Genomic DNA, 22,479 nt, shown 5'->3' on the forward strand with positions numbered 1-22,479 from the left:
CTCGGCCGGTCGGACCAAATCGGCCCGGTCCTTCGAAACTCCGCTCGCATTCCGCAAAAACGCACACCAAAACGAGGACACGCCGAAGCGCGTATCGAGTCGAGAGGTCACTGCGGGATGGCTGGCCCGGGACCGACCAAGATCGGCGCTCACGTCGGACAGCTCGCGGTACGTTACGCATCCGTCCCGGTGATGTCAACCGCCGGGTCGACCGGCCGGTCAGAGGCGAGGAACCGCGCGGGTTCTGCGGCGAATTCCGCGGCGAGGAGGACCTCAGTCCAGGTCTTCGAGACGGCCGCCGGCGTCGGGCTGGTCGGACTCCACCCGGCGCAGCAGGCGGGTCAGGATCTCGCCGAGCGCCACGCGTTCGATCGGGGTGAGGTCCTGGAGCAGCTCGTCCTCGAAGACCGCGGCCAGGCGCATCGTCTGGAGCCACTTCTCGCGGCCCTCGTCGGTCAGCTCGACGATGACGCGCACGCGGTTGGACTCGTCGCGGGCCCGGGTGACCAGACCCTCGGTGACCATGCGGTCGATCCGGTGGGTCATGGCGGCCGGCGTCAGCCCGAGGCGCTTCGCGAGGTCGCCGGGACCCAGCTGGTAGGGCCGGCCGACGACGACGAGGGCCTTGAGGACCTCCCACTCGGAGTTGCTGATGCCGAGGTCGACGAGCTGGCGCCCGTAGGCGACGTTCATCCGGCGGTTGAGCCGCCCGAGGGCGGTGACGACCTTCTCGACCTGCGGGTCGACCTCCGGGAACTCGCGCTGGTAGGCGGCGATCTGTTCGTCGAGGTCCAGCTCCTGCGGGGTTCCCGCGGAGCCCGGGGCTGCGGTCATGCCCCTGAGTATGCCACGGAAAGAGATTGCGCTAAAGCCCTTCGCTGTGTAGTCTTTAGCTTCGAAGTTTAGAGATGAAGTCTTCACTCCGAAGCTGTTGCGGTTCGGAGGATGTGGCTGGTGCCGTGCCTGGAGAGGGCGCGGCCGTATCGAGTGAGGTGAGTGTGACCACCGCGATGGGCGCCGCGCTGCGCCGTATCCAGCTGGGGAACGCGTTGAGCGCGTTCGGCAACGGCTTCACCGTGCCCTTCACGTTTGTCTACGTGTCGCAGGTGCGGGGGCTGGGTGCCGGTATCGCGGGCGCGGTGCTGGCGACGTTCGCCGTCGCCGCGCTCTTCGTGCTGCCCTTCACCGGTCGGGCCATCGACCGGCGTGGTCCGGTGCCGGTGGCCGTGGTGGGCACCGTGCTGGCCGCGTGCGGCTCGCTCGGGCTCGGGCTGTCCGGCAGCGAGGCGGGCGTCATCGCGGCGGCGGGCGCGCTGGGCGCGGGGATAGCCGTGGTCCAGCCGGCGCTGGCGACGATGATCGTGTGGTGCTCGACCACCGCGACGCGGTCGCGGGCGTTCGCCATGCAGTTCTTCCTGAACAACCTGGGGCTGGGCGTCGGGGGTCTGATCGGCGGCCTGATCGTGGACACCGCGCATCCGTCCTCGTTCATCCGGCTGTTCGCGATCGAGGCGGCGATGTTCCTGGTGCTCGGTGCGGTGATCGCCACCGCGCGGGTGCCCGGGGCGCCGCGTATCGCGGCCGTGGGCCGGACCGAGCCCGGCGCCGGGGCCGCTTGGCGGGCGCTGCTGCGCGACCGGGCGATGGTGATGGTCTGCGTGCTCGGCTTCGTGATGTTCTTCGCCTGCTACGGACAGTTCGAGTCGGGGCTGTCGGCGTTCGCGGTGGAGGTCACGCACATCTCGCCGGCCACGCTCGGGGCTGCACTTGCAGCCAACACGGCGATGATCGTGCTGGCGCAGTTCGTGGTGCTGCGGCTGGTGGAGCGCCGGCGGCGCAGCCGGGTGATCGCGGCCGTCGGCCTGGTGTGGGCGGTGGCGTGGCTCGCGGCCGGCGTGTCGGGGCTGATCAGCGGCAGTCACACGCTGGCGGTCGCGGCGATCATCTCGACGTACGCGCTGTTCGGGTTGGGCGAGGCGATGCTGGCGCCCACCGTGAATCCGCTGGTGGCCGATCTGGCGCCGGAGCGGATGGTCGGGCAGTACAACTCGGCGTTCGCGCTGGTGAAGCAGTTGGCGCTCGCGCTGGGCCCGGCGGCTGCCGGGGTGATCGCGGCGGCCGGGGCGTATGACGCCTACATCGTGCTGCTGGTGGTGTGCTCGCTGGCGATATCGGTGACGGCGCTGCGGATGGCGCGGCACCTCTCACCGGTGCAGGACAGCCCGGCGCCGGTGGCGCGGGTGGTGGCGCAGTCGGCCCGTCCGGAGCCGACCGCGGCCGAGCGCATACCGGGCTGAGTCAGGTCGGCAGGGTGAACTCGCACCAGACGGCTTTGCCGCCGCCCGGGGTGCGGCGGGAGCCCCAGCCGGTGGCGATGGTCGCGATGATCGAGATGCCGCGGCCGGCCTCGTCGGCGAGGTCGGCCCGCTGGCGGCGAGGCAGGTGCTCGTCGCCGTCGGTGACCTCGATGATCAGCCGCCGGTCGGTGCGCCGCAGCCGCAGCCGCATCGGCGGGATGCCGTGCTTGAGCGAGTTGGCGACGAGTTCACCGGCCGCGAGCACGCCGAGGTCCCGCAGTTCGGTGGGGAAGCGCCAGGAGGCGAGCACCCCGGAGGCGAACGCGCGGGCGCGGGGTGCGGCCTCGATGCCGCCGAGCAGGTCGAGCGAGGCGTTGCGGAAGAGTTCCGCGTCGGCGCCGGTGTGCTCGGGGTACTGAAGCACCAGGACGGCCACGTCGTCGTCGTGTTCCGAGGTGACGCCGAGGGAGCGCAGCAGTCGGTCGCAGATCACCTGGGGTGCGCCGGTGGCGCCGGCCAGGGCGCGGGTGAGGGCGGCGACGCCTTCGTCGATGTCCTGGTCGCGGCGTTCGATGAGGCCGTCGGTGTAGAGCACCGCGGTGCAGCCGGGGCCGAGCGGCACCGTGCCGGAGCTGTGAATCCAGCCGCCGGTGCCCAGGGGCGGTCCGGTGGGTTCCTCGACGGTGTGTACGGCGCCGTCGGGGTCGCGGATGAGGATGGGGAGGTGGCCGGCGCTGGCGTAGTGCAGGCGGCCCTCGCTGGGGTCGTGGACGGCGTAGACGCAGGTGGCGATCTGGGTGGCGTCGATCTCGGCGGCGAGTTCGTCGAGGAGTTGGATGACCTCGTGCGGGGGCAGGTCGAGCCGGGCGTAGGCGCGTACGGCGGTGCGGAGCTGGCCCATCACGGCGGCGGCGCGCACCCCGCGGCCCATGACGTCGCCGATGACCAGGGCGGTGCGGCCGGCGCCGAGGGTGATGACGTCGTACCAGTCGCCGCCGACGGCCGCGTCGGTGCCGCCGGGCTGGTAGGTGGCGGCGACGCGGAGGTCGTCGGGCTGTTCGAGTTCCTGGGGCAGCAGGCTGCGCTGGAGGGTGACGGCGGTGTCGCGGAGGCGGCGTTCGCTCTCGCGGAGGCGTTCGGCGGACCGTACCTGGTCGGTGACGTCGGCGCCGAAGACGAGGACGCCGCGCTGCTCGGGGTCGAGGTGCCCGAGCTGGACGGGGGTGCAGGTGAAGGTGAAGTAGCCGTCGCGGGTGGCGGTGCCGGGGCCCGGGCGGGTGCCTTGGGCGACCTTGCGGGCTTTGACGGTTCGGGGGCGGCCGCTGCGGTGGACCTGGTCCATCAGCGGGAGCAGGCCGAGCTCGCCGAGTTCGGGCAGGGCTTCGCGAGCGGGTGTGCCGGTGGTGCGGGCGCCGAAGAGGTCGGTGTAGGCGTCGTTGACGAAGCGGACCTCGTGGCCGGGGCCGCGGGTGACGGCGATGAGTGCGGGGAGGCGGCTGAGCACCCCGCGGACGGACTGTTCACTCGCGGGGGTGGTGTCGTCCGCCGCCGGGGTGTCCTGGGCTCCGGCGCCGTCGTCGGGGGCCGCGCCGCCGGGGTTGCCGGCGGCGTTGCCGCGCTCGGCGGGGGCGGTGGCGGCACCGGTGGGGTCGGCGCCGCCGGCCGGGCCGGTGGTGGCGGATACGGGGTCGCCGGCCTTGCCGCGTGCTGCTGGTACGGCACTGCGTCGCTGTGTTCCGGGGAGCCGGGCGCTCCAGCGCGTAAGGTTCAAACGTCCGATTCCTCGTATTTGTCACTCTTTGTCAGTGCTGTTGCACGCGTGGTCACGCGTCCAGTGTGGCCGAAGCTCGGCGGGGTCGGGAATCGCTGAGCGGCCGGGCGGGGTCAGGGCGCGTCGGGTTTGCGCTCGGAACCGGCCGCGAGTTCGAACTCTGCGCGCGGGTGTTCCAGCGAGCCGAGCGAGACGATCTCCCGCTTGAACAGGCCGGACAGCACCCACTCGGCGAGGATGCGGGCCTTGCGGTTGAAGGTGGGCATCCGGCTGAGGTGGTAGATCCGGTGGATCAGCCAGGCCGGGTAGCCCTTGATGGCGCGGCCGCGGACCAGAGCGACGCCCTCGTGCAGGCCCAGTGAGGCCACCGCGCCGGCGGAGACGTGCCGGTAGTCGGTGAGCGTGCCCCCGTGCAGGACGGCGATGAGGTTGTCGGCCAGGACACGGGCCTGGCGTACGGCGTGCTGGGCGTTGGGGGCGCACTCCGGCAGCTCGTCGCGGCCGTGTGCTTCCCGCTCCCCCAGCCCTCCGGCCCGCTCTTCGGCCTGTTTTCCTGCCTCTCCCTGTCCTCTGGTGCCCGGGGCCGGTGCGGCGCCCCGGTCGGGGACGGCGCCCAGGTCGGGGACGGCGGCCGCGTCGCCCGCCGACCACACCCGTTCGCTGCCCTCCACCCGCAGCGTGGCATCGACGCGCAGCCGGCCGCGTGGGCTCAGCGGCAGCCCGGTGGCGGCGAGCAGCGGTGCCGGTTTGACCCCGGTGGTCCACACCAGGGTGCGGGTCGGCAGCCGGTCGCCGTCGGAGAGCACCGCGATCCGGTGTTCGCAGGAGTCGAGGCGGGTCTCCAGCCGGATGTCGATGTTGCGGCCGCGCAGCTCACGCAGCGCGTACCGGCCCAGGGCCGGGCCGACCTCGGGCAGGATGTGGTCGGACGCCTCGACCAGCACCCACCGCAGGTCGTCGGTGCCGATGTTGTGGTAGTACCGCACGGCGTAGCGCGCCATGTTCTCCAGCTCGCCGAGGGCTTCCACGCCCGCGTAGCCGCCGCCGACGAAGACGAACGTCAGCGCGGCCTCGCGCACCTCGGCGTCGCGGGTGGAGGAGGCGATGTCGAGTTGCTCCAGGACGTGGTTGCGCAGGCCGATGGCCTCCTCGACGGTCCTGAACCCGATACCGTTCTCGGCCAGGCCCGGCACCGGGAGGGTGCGGGAGACCGATCCGGGGGCGAGCACGAGGTGGTCGTAGGGGATCTCCAGCGCGTTGCCGCCCTCCTCCGTGGTGACCAGCGTGTCGACGGTGGCGGTGCGCTTGTCGGCGTCGATGGCGCGGGCCTCGCCGACGATGATCCGGCACTGGTCGAGCACCCGGCGCAGCGGCACCACCACGTGCCGCGGGGAGATCGAGCCGGCCGCCGCCTCGGGCAGGAAGGGCTGGTAGGTCATGTACGGCTGCGGTTCGACGACCACGATGTCGGCCTCATGGCGCTTCAGCCGGCGCTGGAGCCGCAGGGCGGTGTACATCCCCACGTAGCCGCCGCCGATGACGAGAATGCGCGGTGTGCTGGTCCTGGCCATGACTGCTGACTCCGTCGTCATTGCTCCATGACGCAATGGACCGCGGCCGTTTGTCCACAGTACGGACACGACCTTTCCGGAGCGCGGGCAAGGCGCCAGGTCAGCACGGTTGGAACGAGGAGGAGTTGGCGACCGCGGAGGGTGACGGCCGCGGGGGCGGCGCGTGCCGCCATGTGGCGGACCGGAAGCAGACCCTCTTCATTCTGGCCGCGGCCTCAACTATGTTCGTGTCTCGTAGTACCGCGCCACGGGCGCGGCGATCTTCACTATGGGTGAGGAGTCTCCGGGGGGAGACAGTGATTCACCGGGGGATGGGACAAATGCACATTCAGGATTCTCGCCGTACTTCGGCTGCCGATTCGGACCGTCCCGCAGGCGTCGAGCGCCCGGCGCCACTGCGGGTCGACGCCCAGCGGAATCTCGAACACGTACTGCGCGCCGCACGCGAGGTCTTCGGCGAACTCGGTTACGGCGCACCGATGGAGGACGTGGCCCGGCGGGCCCGGGTCGGTGTCGGCACCGTCTACCGGCGGTTCCCCAGCAAGGACGTCCTGGTCAGGCGGATCGCCAAGGAGGAGACGGCGCGGCTGACCGAGCAGGCGCGGACCGCGCTCGGCCAGGAGGACGAGGCGTGGTCCGCGCTCGCCCGCTTCCTGCGCACGTCCGCCGCCTCGGGCGCCGGGCGGTTGCTGCCGCCGCAGGTCCTGCGGGTGGACGGCGGGCCCGGGGGGAAGGAGCCGCGGCCCGGCGGCGACGAGCCGGTCCGGGTGCCGTCGCAGCGCACTCCGGTGCCGGTGAGCCCGGCGGGCGGCGCGCCCGACCAGGCTGCGGCGGCCGGCACCGATCACACGGGAGCGCTCCCGCCCGAGCACACCGGCCCGAACGGCGCCGGGCCGGGCCGCTCCGCCGCCGAGTCGCGGGTGGACGACGACGGGGTGGGCACCCTGCTCGACGTCGTCGGCCAGCTGGTCGAACGCGCCCGTCAGGCAGGTGAGTTGCGCACTGACGTGTCGGTGGCCGACGTCCTGCTGGTCATCGCCACCTCGCCGCCCGCGCTGCCCGATGCCCAGCAGCAGGAGGCCGCTTCCGCCCGGTTGCTGGACATCCTGCTGGAAGGGCTGCGTCCGCGACCGGGGGCCCGCCGCGGGGAGGCCGGGCGCACCGCCGAAGTCGACCACCACGCGGGCGCGGACCCGATCGAGTGACAGTGGAGGATGTGTGAACGGTGTGGCCACGGATGAGTGGTTCCTCCTGAACCCCTGACGCCGCTGTGGGGTCGTGTGTCACGCTTTCCCCGTGGATGAGCTGAACGGCGAGGCCGGCTCCGCGGCCGCGGGCCAGGAGACCGGCGACGCGGCGATGCCGCGCAGAGTGCCGGGGCAGCGCGACCCGTTCGCGCTGCCCGAGCCCGCCGCACCGGAGCCGACCCCGGCTCCCGCACCGACCCCGGGCCCTGCCGCCCCGCCCGCAACGGGCCCCGCGGCAGGGCCGGCCGGGTTGCCCACCGGTGCCCCGGCCGCCGACGCGCCCGGCGCGGGCCTGCCCGTTCCGGGCCCGGCCGGCATCGACGCGCCCGCCCCGGCACCGGAGTTGCCGGCCGACGCCGACCTGCGCCCGGCCGGGCACCCCGGCATGGAACCGGAAGAGGCGGCTGAGGCCGGTAAGGCCCCTGACGGGCCTCCCCCGGCCGAGGTCGCAGCCGTCGCAGCCGTCGCGGACGCCGACCTCGACGACACCCAGCCGACCGAGGCCGCCGCGGCGACCGGGACCGTACCGGCGCAGTCCGCGCCCTCCGGCGCCCCGCCCGCCCGATCCGGCTACTCGGACGCCGAGTTGGTCGACCAGGTCAGGGCCGGTCAGGACAGCGCGTACGAGGAGCTGTACCGCCGCCACGCCGAGTCCGTACGACGCTACGCGCGTACCTGCTGCCGCGACGCCCACACCGCGGAGGACCTGACCGGCGAGGTCTTCGCCCGCACGCTCCAGGCCATCCGGGGGGGCAGCGGCCCCGAATCCGCCGTCCGCGCCTACCTGTTGACCACGGTGCGGCGGGTCGCCGCGTCGTGGGGCAACACCGCGCGCCGCGAGCAGCTCGTCGAGGACTTCGCGGTGTTCGCGGTCTCCGCGGCCGGCTCCACGGCCACCGAGCGCAGCGCGGACCTCGGCGCCGACGTCCGCGCCATGCACGAGGCCGAACGCAGCCTGGCCATCCGGGCGTTCCGCACCCTGCCCGAGCGGTGGCAGACGGTGCTGTGGCACACCGCGGTCGAGGACGAGTCGCCCAGCGAGATCGCCCCGCTGCTCGGCCTGACGCCCAACGCGGCGGCGGTGCTGGCGCATCGGGCCCGAGAGGGCCTGCGCCAGGCCTACCTCCAGGCCCACGTCAGCAGCACGCTGACCGCCGAGGGCGCGTGCGCCCGGTACGCCGACCGGCTCGGCGCGCACGCCCGCGGCGGCCTGCGGGTGCGCGCGGACCGGGAGTTGAACCGGCACCTGAAGGAGTGCGCGCGCTGCACCGCTGCCTCGGCCGAGCTCGCCGACCTCAACTCCGCCCTCAAGGGGCTGCTGCCGGTCGCGTACATCGGCTGGTTCGCCGCCGTCTACGCCACCAAGGCCGCCGGGATCGTGGTCGCGGGCGGTGCGGCCGCCACCGCCGCGGCGGGTGGCGCGGCAGCCGCGGCCACCGGTTCCGGCGGCACTGGCGCCGCCGCCGGTGGCGCCGCGGCGGGCGAGGGTCTGGGGGCACCGGCCAAGGCCGGGATCGCCGCGGCCGTGGTGGTCGCCGCCGCCGGGGTCGCGTTCGCCTTCGCGCTGACCGGGGGCCACGAGAAGGCCCCGCCGAAGCCGCAGGCCAAGCCGCCGGCCACCGTGGCGGTCAGCTCCGCTCCCCCGGCGAGCCCGGCGCCGAAGCCGACCCCGAAGCCCGCGGCCCCCGCGCCGCCGGCGCTCGCGCCGACCACGGCGCCGCCGAAGCCCGAGCCGACACCCCGGCCCACGCCGAAGCCGACCACGGCCAAGCCCACCCCGAAGCCGACTCCCACCCCGACCCCGACCCCGACACCCACGCCGACCCCCACACCGCCGCCGGCCCCGGTCGCCTACCAGGTCAACTCGCTGCCGGTGATGGGTGTCAACGCTGCCGCCGACGAGCCGGCGATCGTCCCGCAGGGCCTGAACAGCTGGTGGTGGGACCGCTCCGACCCCGGCATCGGCGGCACCACCTACGACCACGGCATCAGCGTCCACGCGCCCTCCACGGTGAACATCGCGCTCAACCGCTCCTGCGTGTCCTACGACGCCCGCGCCGGGATCGACGACCTGGTCACGCCGCTGCTGCGCACCTCGGTCACCTTCGCGGTGTACGCCGACGGGAGCCGGCTGTGGCAGTCCGGCCCGGTCCACCCGGGCGACGCGGCCGTGCCGGTGCACGTCGACCTCACCGGCCGCAAGACGCTCCAGCTGGAGGTCACACCCGACTCCAGCGCCCTGGCCTTCGCCAACCTGGCGGACTGGGCCGACTCGGTGATCACCTGTAAGTGAACGCCCGTAAGCACAACTGGGCCGCCCGGCGCGCGGGTCACTCCACCGCGCAGGCCCCGTCGGCGCAGCCGTCCGCACCGGAAGCGTCGAAGGCGGCGGAGCCGTCGGCCGCCGTCTCCTTGGCCACCTGCTCCAGCACGCGCAGGAACGTCGAGGTCTCCTGGCCGCCCTGCACCGCCCACTGCCCCTCGAAGACGAAGGTCGGCACCGCGGTGATCCCGATCTCGCGGGCATGCGCGATCTCCGCGACGACCTCGTCCGTCAGCGCGTCGCCTGCCAGGAAGGCGGCCACCGCGGCGCGGTCGAGCCCGGCGGCGGCCGCGGCGTCCGCGAGCTGCTCCGGGTCGCCGATGTCCATGCCCGCGGTGAAGTGCCCGGCCATCAGCTCCCCCTTGAGCCGGCGCTGCGCGGGTGCGCCGTACTCGTCGAGCGCGAAGCGCAGCAGCCGGTGGGCGAGCAGCGAGTTGTTCTCCAACACCGAGTCGAAGGCGAACGTCAGGCCCTCGGCGGCACCGAGCTGCGCGAGCCGCTCGTCCATGGCGGCGGACTGGGGCCCGTACTTCGCGTCCAGCACCTCGCGGTGCGGGAGCGGCTCGTGCGGCGCGTGCGGGTCGAGCTGGAAGGGGCGGTAGACCACCTCGACCGCGCCGCCCTGCGGGAACGCCGAAAGCGCCCGTTCGAAGCGGGCCTTGCCCAGGTAGCACCACGGGCACGCGATATCCGAATAGATCTCGACCTTCACGGCAGTCACTCCCGGGAGCCTTCAGCGGACCATCAGACTATCGATTGAAACATCAATCACTCGTCCGGGCGAGCCCGGCCAGCTCCTCCCCCGCCTCCTGCCGGCTCCACCCCGCCCCGCGCGCCCGCTCCCGGGCCGCCTCCTGCGGGGGAGCACCGCCGCGGCGGCCGCACGTACCGCGTCGTCGTCGGCCCGCTCGGGCAGCGTCCGCGGCAGGTCGCCGCGGATCGTGTCCGCGGCGCCGGACATCCGCAGCGCCGCCCGTACCTCGCCCAGCGCGGCGAGAACCGCCGCCGCCGTGTCGAACTGGGCGCCGGTCACCGCCTCGGTGCAGCCCTCCTCCGCCGCCATCCGCACCGCCGCCGCGGCCTCGCGCAGCGCCCCGGGCAGGTCGCCCTCGGCGGCGGTGAGCTGCGCGGACAGCCCGCGCAGCAGGACGTGGAACATCGGCGGCGGGGTGCCGTCCGCGATCCGGTCCACCGCCGCCCCGTACAGCTCCCGGGCCCGCGGCACGTCGCCCTGCCGCAGCAGGACCGCCGAGCGCAGGTAGCGGATGTAGGTGCGGGCGTCCATCACCACATACCGCTCGGCCTCCTCGGCGGCCTCGTCCAGGAGCCGGTGGGCCTCGTCGTTGTCGCCGCACCGGTAGGCCAGTTCGGCCATCCGGCCGAGCAGGAACGCGCCCTCGCTGAAGGCGCCCAGCTCGCGGCCGAGCCGGTAGGCCGCCTCGAAGCCCGCGCGGGCCGCCGCGTGGTCGCCGCGCAGCGCCGCGATCTCGGCGCGGGCACCGTGCACCTGCGCCCTGATCCAGCGGTCCCCCAGCCGCTCGGCCAGCTCGCTCAGCTCCACCCAGTCCCGGTCCACCCGCGTCGTACCGCCCGGCGAGTCGACGGTCAGGTGCAGCCGGAACATCAACGCGGCCGCCAGCTCCCAGTCGCCGCCGTGGGCACGGCAGTTGTCGACGACGTGGTCGGTGAGGCCGGGGGCCATCCGGCCGCGGCCTGCCACGTACAGCGTGAAGGGCCACAGCATCCCGGGGAAGCGGGCGGCGGGTTCCCCCGCGTTCCGATAGGCCGCCACGAGCCGGTCGACCGTCACCGCCACCTCCGGCGCCGACCACTGCTCCTCGGTGGCCCGGTCGCCCTGCACGAACAGCAGCAGCAACTGGAGGTCCAGGCGCGGCCAGTACATCGGGTCGCCGGTGTCGTCCAGCCGGTCCGCGCCGAGCGCGGCCACCTCGGTGAGCCAGCCGACCGCCTCGTCACCGTAGTTGCGCAGCCACCAGAACCACCCCATGGCCAGCGCGATCGGGACGGCGTCGGCCTCCGAGCGGTGCCCGACCGCGCGGTGCAGCGCGGCCCGGACGTTGTCGAGTTCGGCCTCCATCACCTCGAACCAGTGCAGCTGGTCGCTGCCGCGCAGCAACGGGTCCACGGTCCCGGTCAGTTCGCGCACGTACGCGGTGTGCCGCTCGCCTGCCGCGGCGAGTTCGGCGGGTCGCTCGTGGGCGCGCTCCAGGGCGTACTCGTGGATCGTCTCCAGCAGCCGGTAGCGGGTGCCGGACGGGCCGCCGTGCTCGGCCACCACCAAGGACTTGTCGACGAGTTGGGCCACCGCGTCCAGGGCGTCGGGGCCGCACACGGCCTCGGCGGCGGTCAGCGTGCAGCCGCCGGAGAAGACGCTGAGCGCGCACAGCGTCGTACGCTCCCGTTCGTCGAGCAGGTCCCAGCTCCAGTCCACGACCGCGCGCAGGGTCTGCTGGCGCGGCAGCAGGGTGCGGCTGCCGCCGGTCAGCAGCCGGAACCGGTCGTCGAGCCGGTCGGCGATCTGCCGCGGGGACAGGGCGCGCAGCCGGGCCGCGGCGAGTTCGATCGCCAGCGGGAGGCCGTCCAGCCGGCGGCAGATCTCGCGGACCGCGGCGGCGTCGTCCGTCCCCGTACCGCGCGTGCCGGCTCCGTCCTGCCCCGGGGACGGCTCGACGTGCGGGTCGGCGGACCGGTCCGCGGCCGGGCCGGGGATCTCCCGCCGCCGGGCGGTGCCGGCCCGCTCGGTGAACAGCCGGTAGGCGGTGCGCGGCGGCAGCGGCTCGACCGCGCGGACCACCTCGCCCGGCACACCCAGCGGTTCGCGGCTGGTGGCGAGCACAGTCAGTTCCGGGCAGCGCGCCAGCAGCTCCGCGGCCAGGTACGCGGCCGCCCCGATCAGGTGCTCGCAGTTGTCCAGCACCAGCAGCAGGCGGCGGCCGGTGCAGTACTCCACCAGCCGCTCCATCGGATGTTCGCCGCCGAGCGCGTCGCGGGCGGTGCCGAGGACGACGGTGTCGCGGCGCCCGAGCGCGTTGAGCACGGCGTGCGGGATGGCGTACGGGTCGTCCAGCGACGCGAGTTCGGCCAGCCACACGCCGTCCGGGTACCCGGTCTGCGCGGCCTCGGCCGCCTCCAGCGCCAGGCGGGTCTTCCCCGAGCCGCCCGGGCCGGTGAGCGTCACCAGCCGGGTGGCCGCCAGGTCGGCGCCGATCGCGGCGAGTTCGGTCTCCCGGCCGACGAAGCTGGTCAGCCGCGCCCGCAGGTTGCCCCGCGGCGCGGGTGGGGGTGCGGGCGGCGTGGACGCGGCGTGGCGGCGCCCGTCATCGGTCTTCTCCGACCCGCCCGGCCCGCCTGGTGTGCCCGGCGTGCCCGGGCCGTCCGGTCGGCCCGCGTACCGCGGTGTTCGGTGCGGCGTCTGCTGCGGTGCCTGGAGCAGTTCCGCGTGCAGGGCCTGCAGTTCCGGCCCGGGGTCGGCGCCGAGCGTCTCGGCGAGGACCGTCCGGGCCTCCTCGTACGCAGCCAGGGCATCGGCCCCGCGGCCGGTCGCCCGCAGCGCGCGGATGAGCTGGGCGTGGAACGGCTCGTCCAGCGGGTGCGCGACCACCGCCTCCCGCAGCGCCGGAAGCACGGCGGCGGTCTGCCCGCGGGCGAACTCCGCCTCGAACTTCGCCCGTAGCGCGGCCAGGCGCAGCGCGTCCGTACGGGCCGCCGCCGCGTCCCGGTCCGGCAGGTCCGCCAGCGCCGGGCCGCGCCACAGCCCGAGCGCCCGGTCCAGGGTGGCCGCCGCCCGGTCGGGGTCCCCGTCCCGCAGCTCCGCCTCGCCGGTGCGCAGCAGCGCCTCGAACGCGAACAGGTCGACGTTCTCCCGCGGCGTGTTCAGCCGGTAGCCGCCGGGCTCGGACGCCACCGCGTCCCGGCCGAGGGCCTTGCGCAGCCGGGCGACCAGGGCCTGGAGTGCGCCAGCGGCATCGGCGGGCGGGTCCTGCGTCCAGACCTCGGCGATCAGGGTCTCCGGGGCGACCGGCCGGCCGGCGTGCGCGGCGAGCACGGTGAGGACCGTACGGACCTTCGCCCCGCTCAGGGGCAGGACGGTGCCGTCCTCCGACCTGGCCTCGGTGACTCCGAGGACGAAGTAGCGCACGGCGCCTCCGCTCGTCCGCGCGCGGTCCTCGCGCGGGCTCGTCGTGTACGGCGCCTGCTGTCGTCCACCCGCCCGTACGTTCGCCTGCCCCCGCGCGTCGGGCGGGGGCAGGCGGTGGTCCGGGCGGCGGGGTCAGGCGCGCGGGGGGTCTTCCTGGTCCCGGGGGCCGAGCAGTTCGTCGGCGAGGGACGGCAGGTCGTCGAGGGGGGTCTCCTCGGCCCACTGCGGGCGGGGCCGGCGCGACTGGCCCGACTGGGCCGCGGGGATCTCCCGGGTGCGCTCGTCGCCGGTGGGCTGATCCGGGCGGAAGAGCCACGGCGGCACCCGGTCCGTGGGGTCCTCGGAGCGGGCCGTGCCGGGGACCGGCGGCGGCAGCTCGGTGGTCTCGTCGCTGCTGCCGGCGGGCTCGTCCACGATCGGCGCCATCACGGTGGTGGTCTCCGAGGAGGACGACGCCGGCGGCGTGACGGCCGGCAGCACCGTCGTCGCGTCGGCGTCGGTGCCGCCCTCTGCGGGCACGGCGGACATCACCGTGGTCGCCTCGGCGTCCGGCCCACCCGCGGCCGGGCCGGGGTCGGCGGGCAGGGACGACATGACCGTGGTCGCCTCGGAGTCGGACGTCGAGGCGGACGCCTGGCCGGAGCCGGAGCCCGCACCGGAAGCCGGACCCGAGCCGGACCCCGAGCCGGACCCCGCGTCCGAGCCAGAACCGCGGTCCGAGCCAGATGCGGGGCCTTCGTCGGCACCCGAGCCCGAAGCCTTGCCGTGCGAAGCGTCGCCGCCCTCGCCCGTACCGTCGTCCTGCCTGGCGCCGTCGCCGGAGCCCTCCGGAGGCGCGTCCGACACCGCCGGGAGCACCGCGGTCTCATCCGAGTCGGCCGCGGCCGCCGCTGCGGCAGCCGCTGCCGCGGCGGCGGCCCGCGCCGCCTCCGCCCGCATCAGCGCTTCCTCGGCCTTGCGCTGCTTCTCCTCGCGCTTCTCCGCGGCCTCGGCGCGCAGCCGCGCCTGCTCGTCCGCCAGGCGCCGCAGCCGCTCCTGCTCGGCCTCGTACGCCGCTTCCTCGGCGGCGCGCTTGGCGTCCTCCTCGGCCTTGCGGCGGGCGGCCTCCTCCGCGGCGAGCCGGGCCGCCTCCGCCTCCTGCGCGGCCTTGCGCTCGGCGATCTCGCGGCGCGCGGCCTCCTCGGCGGCGAGCCTGCGCTCCTCCTCCTCGCGCCGCAGCCGCTCCAGCTGCTCCTGGCGCTCGCGCTCCAGCCGCTCCTCCTCGGCCTTGCGGGCGGCCTCCTCGGCGGCGAGCCGGGCCGCCTCCTCGGCGGCCTTGCGCTCGGCCTCGGCCCGCGCCTCGATCTCCTGGGCGGAGAGCGGCAGCATGCGGTCGAGCCGGTGCCGTACGACGGTGGTGACCGCCTCGGGGTCCTGCGCGGCGTCGACGACGAGGTACCGCGCGGGGTCGGCGGCGGCGAGCGTCAGGAATCCGGACCGCACCCGCTGGTGGAACTCGGCGGGCTCGGACTCCAGCCGGTCCGGGGCCTCGGTGAAGCGCTCCCTGGCGGTCTCCGGCGGCACGTCGAGCAGCACCGTCAGATGCGGGACGAGCCCGTCGGTGGCCCAGCGGGAGATCCGGGCGACCTCCGTCGGCGCGAGGTCCCGCCCGGCGCCCTGGTAGGCGACGGAGGAGTCGATGTAGCGGTCGGAGATGACCACGGCGCCGCGCTCCAGCGCGGGCTTCACGACGGTGTCGACGTGCTCGGCCCGGTCCGCGGCGTACAGCAGGGCCTCGGCGCGGTGCGAGACCCCGGCGGAGGAGACGTCCAGGAGTATCGAGCGCAGCCGCTTGCCGACGGCGGTGGCACCCGGCTCGCGAGTGACCACGACCTCGTGGCCCTTGGCCCTGATCCACTCGGCGAGCGCCTCGACCTGGGTGGACTTGCCGGCGCCGTCACCGCCCTCGACGGCGATGAAGAAGCCGTTGGCGGCAGGGCCGGTGGCCGGCTCCGCGCCGCGCAGCGCCTCGCGCAGGTCGCGGCGCAGCGGCACCCCGCTGCGATCGTCGGTCTTGCCCAGCACCAGCGCGGCGACCGGCAGCAGCAGCGCGCCGACCAGGATCAGCGTGTAGGCGGCGCCGCTGTGATCGAAGGTGAAGTGGCCGTTCTGGACGCGGTGCGGGCCGATCGCGGCGGCGACCAGCGGCCCGCCGACCGCGGCCACCCCGAGGGCGGCGTGCACCACGGCGTGCAGGTGCTCGACGGTCCGCGTCCTGCGGCTCTCCTCGGTCTCCTGCTCGATCAGGGTGTGCCCGGCGTTCGCGGTGACACCGGCCGCGACACCGGCCAGCAGCGACAGCGCCAGCACGGTGGTCTGGTCGGGTACGACGCCGGTCAGCAGCAGCGCGATACCGGTGACGCCGGTGCCCACGGCCAGCAGGCGGCGGCGGGAGAGCCCGGGCAGGGTGTGCGGGGCGATCCGGATGCCGACCACGGTGCCCGCGGTCAGGGCCAGCACCAGCAGGCCGAAGCCGGTCGGCCCGAAGCCGAGGGCGAGCGCGTGCAGGACGGCGACCGCGACGGCGACCGCGATCGCGCCGGACACCGCGGAGGTGGCGAGCACCAGCAGCGGCAGCGCGCCGGTACGGCCCTGCTCGGCGCCCGCCGGGCCCTTCGGCAGCCGCAGGCCCTGGAGCGGGGAGCGGGGCTTCCTGGCGCCGCCCGCGGGCAGTTCCAGCAGGTACAGCATCGCCATCGAGGACGAGAAGAGCCCGGCCGCCACGTACGACGACAGCGCGACCTGGTGCAGGTGGAACCAGTCGACGCCCACCGCGATCAGCGTGTTGACGAGAGTGACGGCCACCAGGGACGCGGCGGCGATCGGCAGCGCGACGAAGCTCGTCCGCAGGTCGAGCCGGCGCAGCGTGGCGAGAAGGTCGGGCGCGGGCCGCACCGAGGTGTCGCCCGGCGCGGGCAGCAGCCCCGGGGCGGCGCCGTCCTTCGCGATCGCCCACAGGCGCTCGGCGAGCCCGACAGCGAACGCCGTGCCCAGCAGCCACAGGTGCGCGGAGTGCGGGGTCCAGGTGACCCACAGCGGCGCGACGATGAACAGCGCGAGCCGTACGCCGTCGGCGCCGATCATCGTCCAGCGCCGGTCCAGCGGGCCGCTCTCCTCGGTGAGGCCGGTCAGCGGCCCGAGCAGCACCGCGCCGAAGAGCAAGGTGGCCACCAGGCGGGCGCCGAACACCGCGGCGACGCTGTACGCCACCCCGCGGTAGCCGCCTCCGAAGGAGTGGGCGGTCGCGGTGGCCTGCACCGTGAGCAACACCAGCACGAGCAGGCCGAGGCGGTCGGCGACCGCGCCCGTCAGTTGCGCGCTCCACAGCTTGCGCAGCGGCGGAATCTTCAGCAGCGCGCCCACGGCCCGCTCACGGGAGTCCGCCGAGAGGTCTTTCGCGAACGCCTCGGTGACGTCCGCCGCGGGCTGCGCTGGCTGCTCGGATCGCGTCATTCTGACAGCCTATCCGTCTCACCCGAACCAAACGTCTCCGCCCGAACAAACGGACAGTGACCCCTCTCCTGCGCTAGGGGGGCCGGTCTCCTGTGCTGAGGGGCCGGGCGCCGCCCCTGGATCGGGGCGGCCGCCCTCGGCGCCGTGGCCGGCGCCCTTCACTCCGCGGTGGAACTCGTCTTCTTCGCCGCGGTCTTCTTGGCGGCCGCGGCCTTCTTGGCGGGCGCCTTCTTGGCGGCCGTCGACGACGAAGCGGACTTCTTCGCCGCCGCCTTCTTGGCCGGGGCCTTCTTGGCCGGGGCCTTCTTCGCCGTCGTCTTCTTCTTCACCGGGCCCTTCGCCCGCTTCTCCGCGAGGAGTTCGTAGCCGCGCTCGGGCGTGATCGTCTCGACGTCGTCGTCACGGCGCAGCGTCGCGTTGGTCTCCCCGTCGGTGACGTAGGGGCCGAAGCGGCCGTCCTTGACCACGACGGGGCGCTCGCTGACCGGGTCGGTGCCCAGTTCCTTCAGCGGGGGCTTGGCGGCGGCGCGGCCGCGCACCTTCGGCTGGGCGTAGATCGCCAGCGCCTGCTCCAGCGTGATGGTGAAGAGCTGGTCCTCGCTCTCCAGGGAGCGCGAGTCGGTGCCCTTCTTCAGGTAGGGGCCGTAGCGCCCGTTCTGCGCGGTGATCTCCACGCCCTCGGCGTCGGTGCCGACCACCCGGGGCAGGGACATCAGCTTGAGGGCGTCGGCGAGGGTGACGGTGTCGAGCGACATGGACTTGAAGAGGGAGGCGGTGCGCGGCTTCACCGCGTTCTTGCCGGTCTTCGGGGTGTCCTCGGGCAGCACCTCGGTGACGTACGGCCCGTAGCGGCCGTCCTTGGCGACGATCGGGCGGCCGGTCTCCGGGTCGGTGCCGAGCGCGAACTCGCCGCTGGGCTTGGCGAACAGCTCCTGCGCCAGTTCGACAGTCATCTCGTCCGGCGGCAGGTCCTCGGGGACGTCGGCGCGCTGGTGGTCCTCCTCGCCGCGCTCGCCCTTCTCGACGTACGGCCCGTAGCGGCCGACCCGCAGCATGATGCCGTCGCCGACCGGGAACGAGGAGATCTCCCGGGCGTCGATCGCGCCGAGGTCCTCCACCAGTTCCTTCAGGCCGCCGAGGTGGTCGCCGCCGGCGGGGTCGGGCTGTGCGGCGCCGGACGCGGCGGCCCCGCGGTCCTGGCCGTCCTTGCCGTCCTGGCCTCCCTGGTTCTCCTGGCCGAAGTAGAAGCGGCGCAGCCACGGCACCGCCTCGGCCTCGCCGCGGGCGATCCGGTCGAGGTCGTCCTCCATGGAGGCGGTGAAGTCGTAGTCGACCAGCCAGCCGAAGTGCTTCTCCAGCAGGTTGACCACGGCGAAGGAAAGGAAGGACGGGACGAGCGCGGTGCCCTTCTTGAAGACATAGCCGCGGTCGAGGATGGTGCCGAGGATCGTGGCGTACGTCGACGGGCGGCCGATCTCCTTCTCCTCCAGCTCCTTGACCAGGCTCGCCTCGGTGTAGCGGGCGGGCGGCTTGGTGGAGTGGCCGTCGGCGGTGATCCGGTCGGCGGTCAGCGCGTCGCCCTCGGCGACCTGCGGCAGCCGGCGCTCGCGGTCGTCGAGTTCCGCGTTCGGGTCGTCGGCGCCCTCGACGTAGGCCTTGAGGAAGCCGTGGAAGGTGATGATCTTGCCGGAGGCGGAGAACTCGGCGTCGCGGCCGTCGGAGGCGGCGCCGCCGACCCGGACGGTGACGGACTGGCCGGTCGCGTCCTTCATCTGGGAGGCGACGGTGCGCATCCAGATCAGTTCGTAGAGCCGGAACTGGTCGCCGGTCAGGCCGGTCTCGGCCGGTGTGCGGAAGCGGTCGCCGGAGGGGCGGATCGCCTCGTGGGCCTCCTGGGCGTTCTTGACCTTGCCCGCGTAGACGCGCGGCTTGTCCGGCAGGTAGTCGGCGCCGTAGAGCTGCGTGACCTGGGCGCGGGCGGCGCTGACGGCGGTCTCCGAGAGCGTGGTGGAGTCCGTACGCATGTAGGTGATGAAGCCGTTCTCGTACAGCTTCTGCGCGACCTGCATGGTGGCCTTCGCGCCGAAGCCGAGCTTGCGCGACGCCTCCTGCTGGAGGGTGGTGGTGCGGAAGGGCGCGTACGGCGAGCGGCGGTAGGGCTTGGACTCGACGCTGCGCACCGAGAACTGCGCGTCGGCGAGCGCGGTGGCCAGCGCCCGGGCGTGCTCCTCGTCGAGGTGCAGCACGGCGGCGTTCTGCTTCAGGGCGCCGGTGGAGGCGTCGAAGTCCCGGCCCTGGGCGACCCGGCGGCCGTCGACGGACACGAGCCGGGCGTTGAGCGTGGCGGGGTCGGACGGGTCGCCAGCCCGGCCGGTGTTGAAGACACCGACCAGGTCCCAGTACTCCGAGGTGCGGAACGCGATCCGCTCGCGCTCGCGCTCGACCACCAGGCGGGTCGCCACTGACTGCACCCGGCCCGCCGACAACCGCGGCATGACCTTCTTCCACAGCACCGGGGAGACCTCGTAGCCGTACAGCCGGTCGAGGATGCGGCGGGTCTCCTGGGCGTCGACCAGCCGCTGGTTCAGCTCGCGGGGATTGCGCACGGCCGCCTGGATGGCGTCCTTGGTGATCTCGTGGAACACCATCCGGTGCACCGGGACCTTGGGCTTGAGGATTTCCTGCAAATGCCAGGCGATGGCCTCGCCCTCGCGGTCCTCGTCAGTGGCCAGGAATAGTTCGTCGGACTCCTTGAGGAGATCCTTGAGCTTCTTGACCTGTGCCTTCTTGTCCGCGTTCACGACGTAGATGGGCTGGAAATCGCTGTCCACATTGACGCCCAGCCGCGCCCACGGCTGGCCCTTGTACTCCGCCGGCACTTCGGCGGCCCCGTTGGGGAGGTCGCGGATGTGCCCGACGCTGGCCTCGACGACGTATCCCGGGCCGAGATAGCCCTTGATCGTCTTCGCCTTGGCAGGCGACTCGACGATGACGAGTCGGCGGCCGCCCTGTGCGGTCTCGCGGGTCGGGGACAACTTCGCTCTTCTCTCCGGTTCGAAGGGGTGTCGCTGCGGAGTGTGACCGTACCTCCTGGGCCCGTGTCAAACGGGAAAAGTCCGCAACGCCACTCGAACGGTAACCCGATGTACGTTCTATCCACACCGCCGGGGTCCGCCGGCGGCTTCCCCCAGCAGGCTACGTCCACCCGCCTGATCCTGCCCGAAATCGCGGGTTCCGATCCTCGCGGCCGAAAACCGCCGCGGCGACCGGCCCCCGGCGGGTCCGCGGCGGCCGGGCCGGGCGGCGGGCGCGGGACGGCCCCGTGCGGTTCTGTAGCCGGTTTGTATCAAGGGCGGTACGGGACGCGGCGCACCGGGGGCTGCGAAAATGGCCGCGGACGGGCGGGTGGGCAGCCGCGCCCGCCGCGCAACGGTGGGAACGCAGGGGCGGGGGGACGGGGCATGTCCGACCAGGGTCCGTATCCGGACAGGTCGCGGCTAGCAGGTGAGCGGGTGAGCACTCCGACCGGCGCGGGGGTGCGGCCGGTGCGGCGCCGCCCGCACCCGGCGGTCCTACCCCTGGCCGCGCTCGCCGCCGCGGCCGCCGGGTCCGCGTACCTCTACCGCACCGACCCGCACCAGAGCGGGCACTTCCTGCCGCGCTGCCCCTTCAACTGGCTCACCGGGCTGCTCTGCCCGGCCTGCGGCGGCACCCGCCTCGCGTACGACCTGCTGCACGGCGACCCGGTCCGGGCGTTCCATGACAACGCGCTGCTGCTGGTCCTGTCGCCGGCGCTGGCCTGGATGGCCGGCCGCTGGGTGGTCGAGGGGCTGCGCGGCCGGCGGTGGCAGCCGGTGCTGCGTCCCCGGACCCAGTACGCGCTGCTGGTGGCGGCGGTGTGCTGGACGGTGGTGCGGAACCTGCGCTGACGCCGGGGCCGGCTGCTTCGTACGCTGCCCCGTCCGGTCCCGTTGCTCCGATTGCTCCGGTTACGCCGGTTACGCCGGTTACTCGGATTACTCCGATTACTCCGTGACCGGGTTGAGGAAGCCCTGCTCGACCAGCAGGCGGATCGACGCGGGGGTGCGGTCGCGCAGCAGCACCGGGTCCTCGTCCAGCAACTGGGCGATGGCGTCCACGATGCGGCCGGCCGCCAGCGTGCCGTCGCAGACCCCGGCGAACCCGGCGCCCACGGTGTCGACCTTGGTGGCCCGGCGCATGCCCCGCGCGGAGCGCAGCACCACGTGCTCGGGGTCCTCCGCGCCCGGCATCCCGACCTGCTCCTGCACGACGTCGGGCGCGAGGGTGAACCGGGCGGCGAGCAGCGCGGCGTCGTCGTGGCCGCGCAGGAAGTCCTGCCGCCCGAACCAGTCGGCGACGTACGGCCCGAGCGGCTGCTCCACCGGGTGCGGCCACTCCTCGGCGGTGACCGAGGGCTGCGCGGCACCGGACCTGCGCAGCGTGATCCAGCCGAAGCCGATGCCGTTGACCTTGTGCCGTTCGAAGTCCTCCAGCCAGGCGTCATAGCGGCGTGCGTACGCGGCCGGGTCGGCGTGGTGGTCACCGCCGTCGCGCAGCCACAGCTCGGCGTACTGCGCGACGTCCTGCACCTCGCGCTGCACGATCCAGGCGTCGCACCCGGCGGGCAGCCAGGAGGTGACGCGCTCACGCCAGTCCTCGCCCTCGGTGTGCTGCCAGTTGGCGAGGAGCTGGCAGTAGCCGCCTTCGGTGAGGTGGTCGGCGGACTGACGGACGAGTTCGCGGCACAGGTCGTCGCCCGCCATCCCGCCGTCGCGGTAGGTGAACCGGCCGGCGGGGGAGATCACGAACGGCGGGTTCGACACGATCAGGTCGTACCGCTCGTCCCGGACCGGCGTGAAGAGCCCGCCCTCGCGCAGGTCGGGTTCGGCCGCGCCGGACAGCGCGAGGGTGAGCCGGGCGAAGTGCAGGGCGCGCGGGTTGGCGTCGGTGGCCGTCACCCGCGTGGCGTGTCGGGAGGCGTGCAGCGCCTGCACGCCGGAGCCCGTACCGAGGTCGAGCACGCTGCCCACCGGTTCGCGCACGGTCAGCCCGGCGAGCGTGGTGGACGCGCCGCCTACGCCCAGCACGAGGTCGGCGCGGTCCACACCGGGCGCGCTGCCGATACCGGCCGCGCCGCCGACCGCGCAGCCGAGGTCGGAGACGATCCACCAGTCCGCGCCCTCGTCCCCGGCGTACGGGCGTACGTCGACGGTGGCGCGGACCTCGGCGCCGTCGCGGAGCAGCCAGCCCGCCGCCTCGTAACGGTCCAGGCCCCCGCCGCCGAGGGCGGTTCGGGCGCCGGCGAGCGGGACCGCCTGCTGGAGGAGGAAGAGCCGGACCAGGGTCTCCAGCGGGCTGCCGCCGCGGGTGGCGCGCAGCGCGGGGACGGTCTCGGCGCGGGACAGGGCCGCGTAGGCGACGGCCCCGAGCAGTTCCAGGCAGCCGTCGGCGGTGAAGTCGGCGGCGAGCAGATCGGCGCGGAGGGCGGGCGCGGCGGCGGGGTCGGGCAGGGGGCGGCCGGGGCCGCCCGGGCTGCCGGGGTGATGGGGATCGCCGGTCGGCCGGGTGGGGTTGCTCGGATCGCTCACGCCGCTCATT

Annotated in this window: 12 protein-coding genes; 4 read left to right on the top strand and 8 right to left on the bottom strand. The window is 74.2% G+C overall.

Annotated features, from left to right (window positions below):
* Positions 1-273: 273 nt before the first annotated feature.
* On the bottom strand, positions 274-834 hold the full coding sequence (locus WA788_RS24950) for a MarR family winged helix-turn-helix transcriptional regulator (protein ID WP_335980938.1): 561 nt from the start codon (positions 832-834) through the stop codon (positions 274-276).
* A 164-nt stretch (positions 835-998) separates the two neighbouring features.
* On the opposite strand from WA788_RS24950, the gene WA788_RS24955 reads away from it, so the two are divergent.
* The gene (locus tag WA788_RS24955) at positions 999-2,297 is read left to right on the top strand and encodes an MFS transporter (protein ID WP_335980939.1); all 1,299 of its coding nucleotides are present in this window, start codon (positions 999-1,001) and stop codon (positions 2,295-2,297) included.
* A gap of 1 nt (position 2,298) precedes the next feature.
* Here the strand turns inward: WA788_RS24955 and WA788_RS24960 are convergent, their stop codons facing one another.
* Both WA788_RS24960 and WA788_RS24965 read right to left on the bottom strand, forming a co-directional pair.
* Positions 2,299-4,068, bottom strand: coding sequence for an ATP-binding SpoIIE family protein phosphatase (locus tag WA788_RS24960; RefSeq protein ID WP_335980940.1), 1,770 nt, complete (start codon positions 4,066-4,068; stop codon positions 2,299-2,301).
* 113 nt (positions 4,069-4,181) lie between these two features.
* Positions 4,182-5,639 (bottom strand): NAD(P)/FAD-dependent oxidoreductase, encoded by a 1,458-nt coding sequence (locus WA788_RS24965; RefSeq protein ID WP_335980941.1) that lies wholly within the window; start codon positions 5,637-5,639, stop codon positions 4,182-4,184.
* A 320-nt stretch (positions 5,640-5,959) separates the two neighbouring features.
* Between WA788_RS24965 and WA788_RS24970 the strand changes: the two genes are divergently transcribed.
* Together WA788_RS24970 and WA788_RS24975 are read left to right on the top strand one after the other, a co-directional pair.
* Positions 5,960-6,844 (top strand): TetR/AcrR family transcriptional regulator, encoded by an 885-nt coding sequence (locus WA788_RS24970; protein WP_335980942.1) that lies wholly within the window; start codon positions 5,960-5,962, stop codon positions 6,842-6,844.
* Between the two features lie 91 nt (positions 6,845-6,935).
* Complete coding sequence (locus WA788_RS24975) at positions 6,936-9,179, top strand: sigma-70 family RNA polymerase sigma factor (protein WP_335980943.1); 2,244 nt, start codon at positions 6,936-6,938, stop codon at positions 9,177-9,179.
* Between the two features lie 37 nt (positions 9,180-9,216).
* Here WA788_RS24975 and WA788_RS24980 read toward each other — a convergent pair whose 3' ends face one another.
* The 4 genes from WA788_RS24980 to topA form a co-directional block, all read right to left on the bottom strand.
* On the bottom strand, positions 9,217-9,930 hold the full coding sequence (locus WA788_RS24980; protein WP_335980945.1) for a DsbA family oxidoreductase: 714 nt from the start codon (positions 9,928-9,930) through the stop codon (positions 9,217-9,219).
* Between the two features lie 12 nt (positions 9,931-9,942).
* Positions 9,943-13,368 (bottom strand): AfsR/SARP family transcriptional regulator, encoded by a 3,426-nt coding sequence (locus WA788_RS24985; protein ID WP_335980946.1) that lies wholly within the window; start codon positions 13,366-13,368, stop codon positions 9,943-9,945.
* Positions 13,369-13,500: 132 nt separating this feature from the next.
* Complete coding sequence (gene tmk, locus WA788_RS24990; RefSeq protein ID WP_335980947.1) at positions 13,501-16,860, bottom strand: dTMP kinase; 3,360 nt, start codon at positions 16,858-16,860, stop codon at positions 13,501-13,503.
* Between the two features lie 158 nt (positions 16,861-17,018).
* Positions 17,019-19,895 (bottom strand): type I DNA topoisomerase, encoded by a 2,877-nt coding sequence (topA, locus tag WA788_RS24995; protein WP_335980948.1) that lies wholly within the window; start codon positions 19,893-19,895, stop codon positions 17,019-17,021.
* A 477-nt stretch (positions 19,896-20,372) separates the two neighbouring features.
* Here topA and WA788_RS25000 point away from each other — a divergent pair, with 477 nt between their 5' ends.
* On the top strand, positions 20,373-20,789 hold the full coding sequence (locus WA788_RS25000; RefSeq protein ID WP_335980949.1) for a DUF2752 domain-containing protein: 417 nt from the start codon (positions 20,373-20,375) through the stop codon (positions 20,787-20,789).
* Between the two features lie 96 nt (positions 20,790-20,885).
* Here the strand turns inward: WA788_RS25000 and WA788_RS25005 are convergent, their stop codons facing one another.
* Positions 20,886-22,478: a DUF7059 domain-containing protein gene (locus WA788_RS25005; RefSeq protein ID WP_335980950.1), complete on the bottom strand. Its 1,593-nt coding sequence runs from the start codon at positions 22,476-22,478 to the stop codon at positions 20,886-20,888.
* Position 22,479 lies beyond the last annotated feature (1 nt).

Origin of the sequence: Streptomyces sp. CA2R106, from assembly GCF_037034245.1 — a bacterium.
Taxonomy (GTDB): Bacteria; Actinomycetota; Actinomycetes; order Streptomycetales; family Streptomycetaceae; genus Actinacidiphila.

What these genes read in the sequence shown, in the direction of transcription:
- WA788_RS25005 (WP_335980950.1), bottom strand. Translation starts at nt 22,478, where the DNA reads ATGAGCGGCGTGAGCGATCCGAGCAACCCCACCCGGCCGACCGGCGAT.
- tmk (WP_335980947.1), bottom strand. Translation starts at nt 16,860, where the DNA reads ATGACGCGATCCGAGCAGCCAGCGCAGCCCGCGGCGGACGTCACCGAG.
- WA788_RS24950 (WP_335980938.1), bottom strand. Translation starts at nt 834, where the DNA reads ATGACCGCAGCCCCGGGCTCCGCGGGAACCCCGCAGGAGCTGGACCTC.
- WA788_RS24965 (WP_335980941.1), bottom strand. Translation starts at nt 5,639, where the DNA reads ATGGCCAGGACCAGCACACCGCGCATTCTCGTCATCGGCGGCGGCTAC.
- WA788_RS24970 (WP_335980942.1), top strand. Translation starts at nt 5,960, where the DNA reads ATGCACATTCAGGATTCTCGCCGTACTTCGGCTGCCGATTCGGACCGT.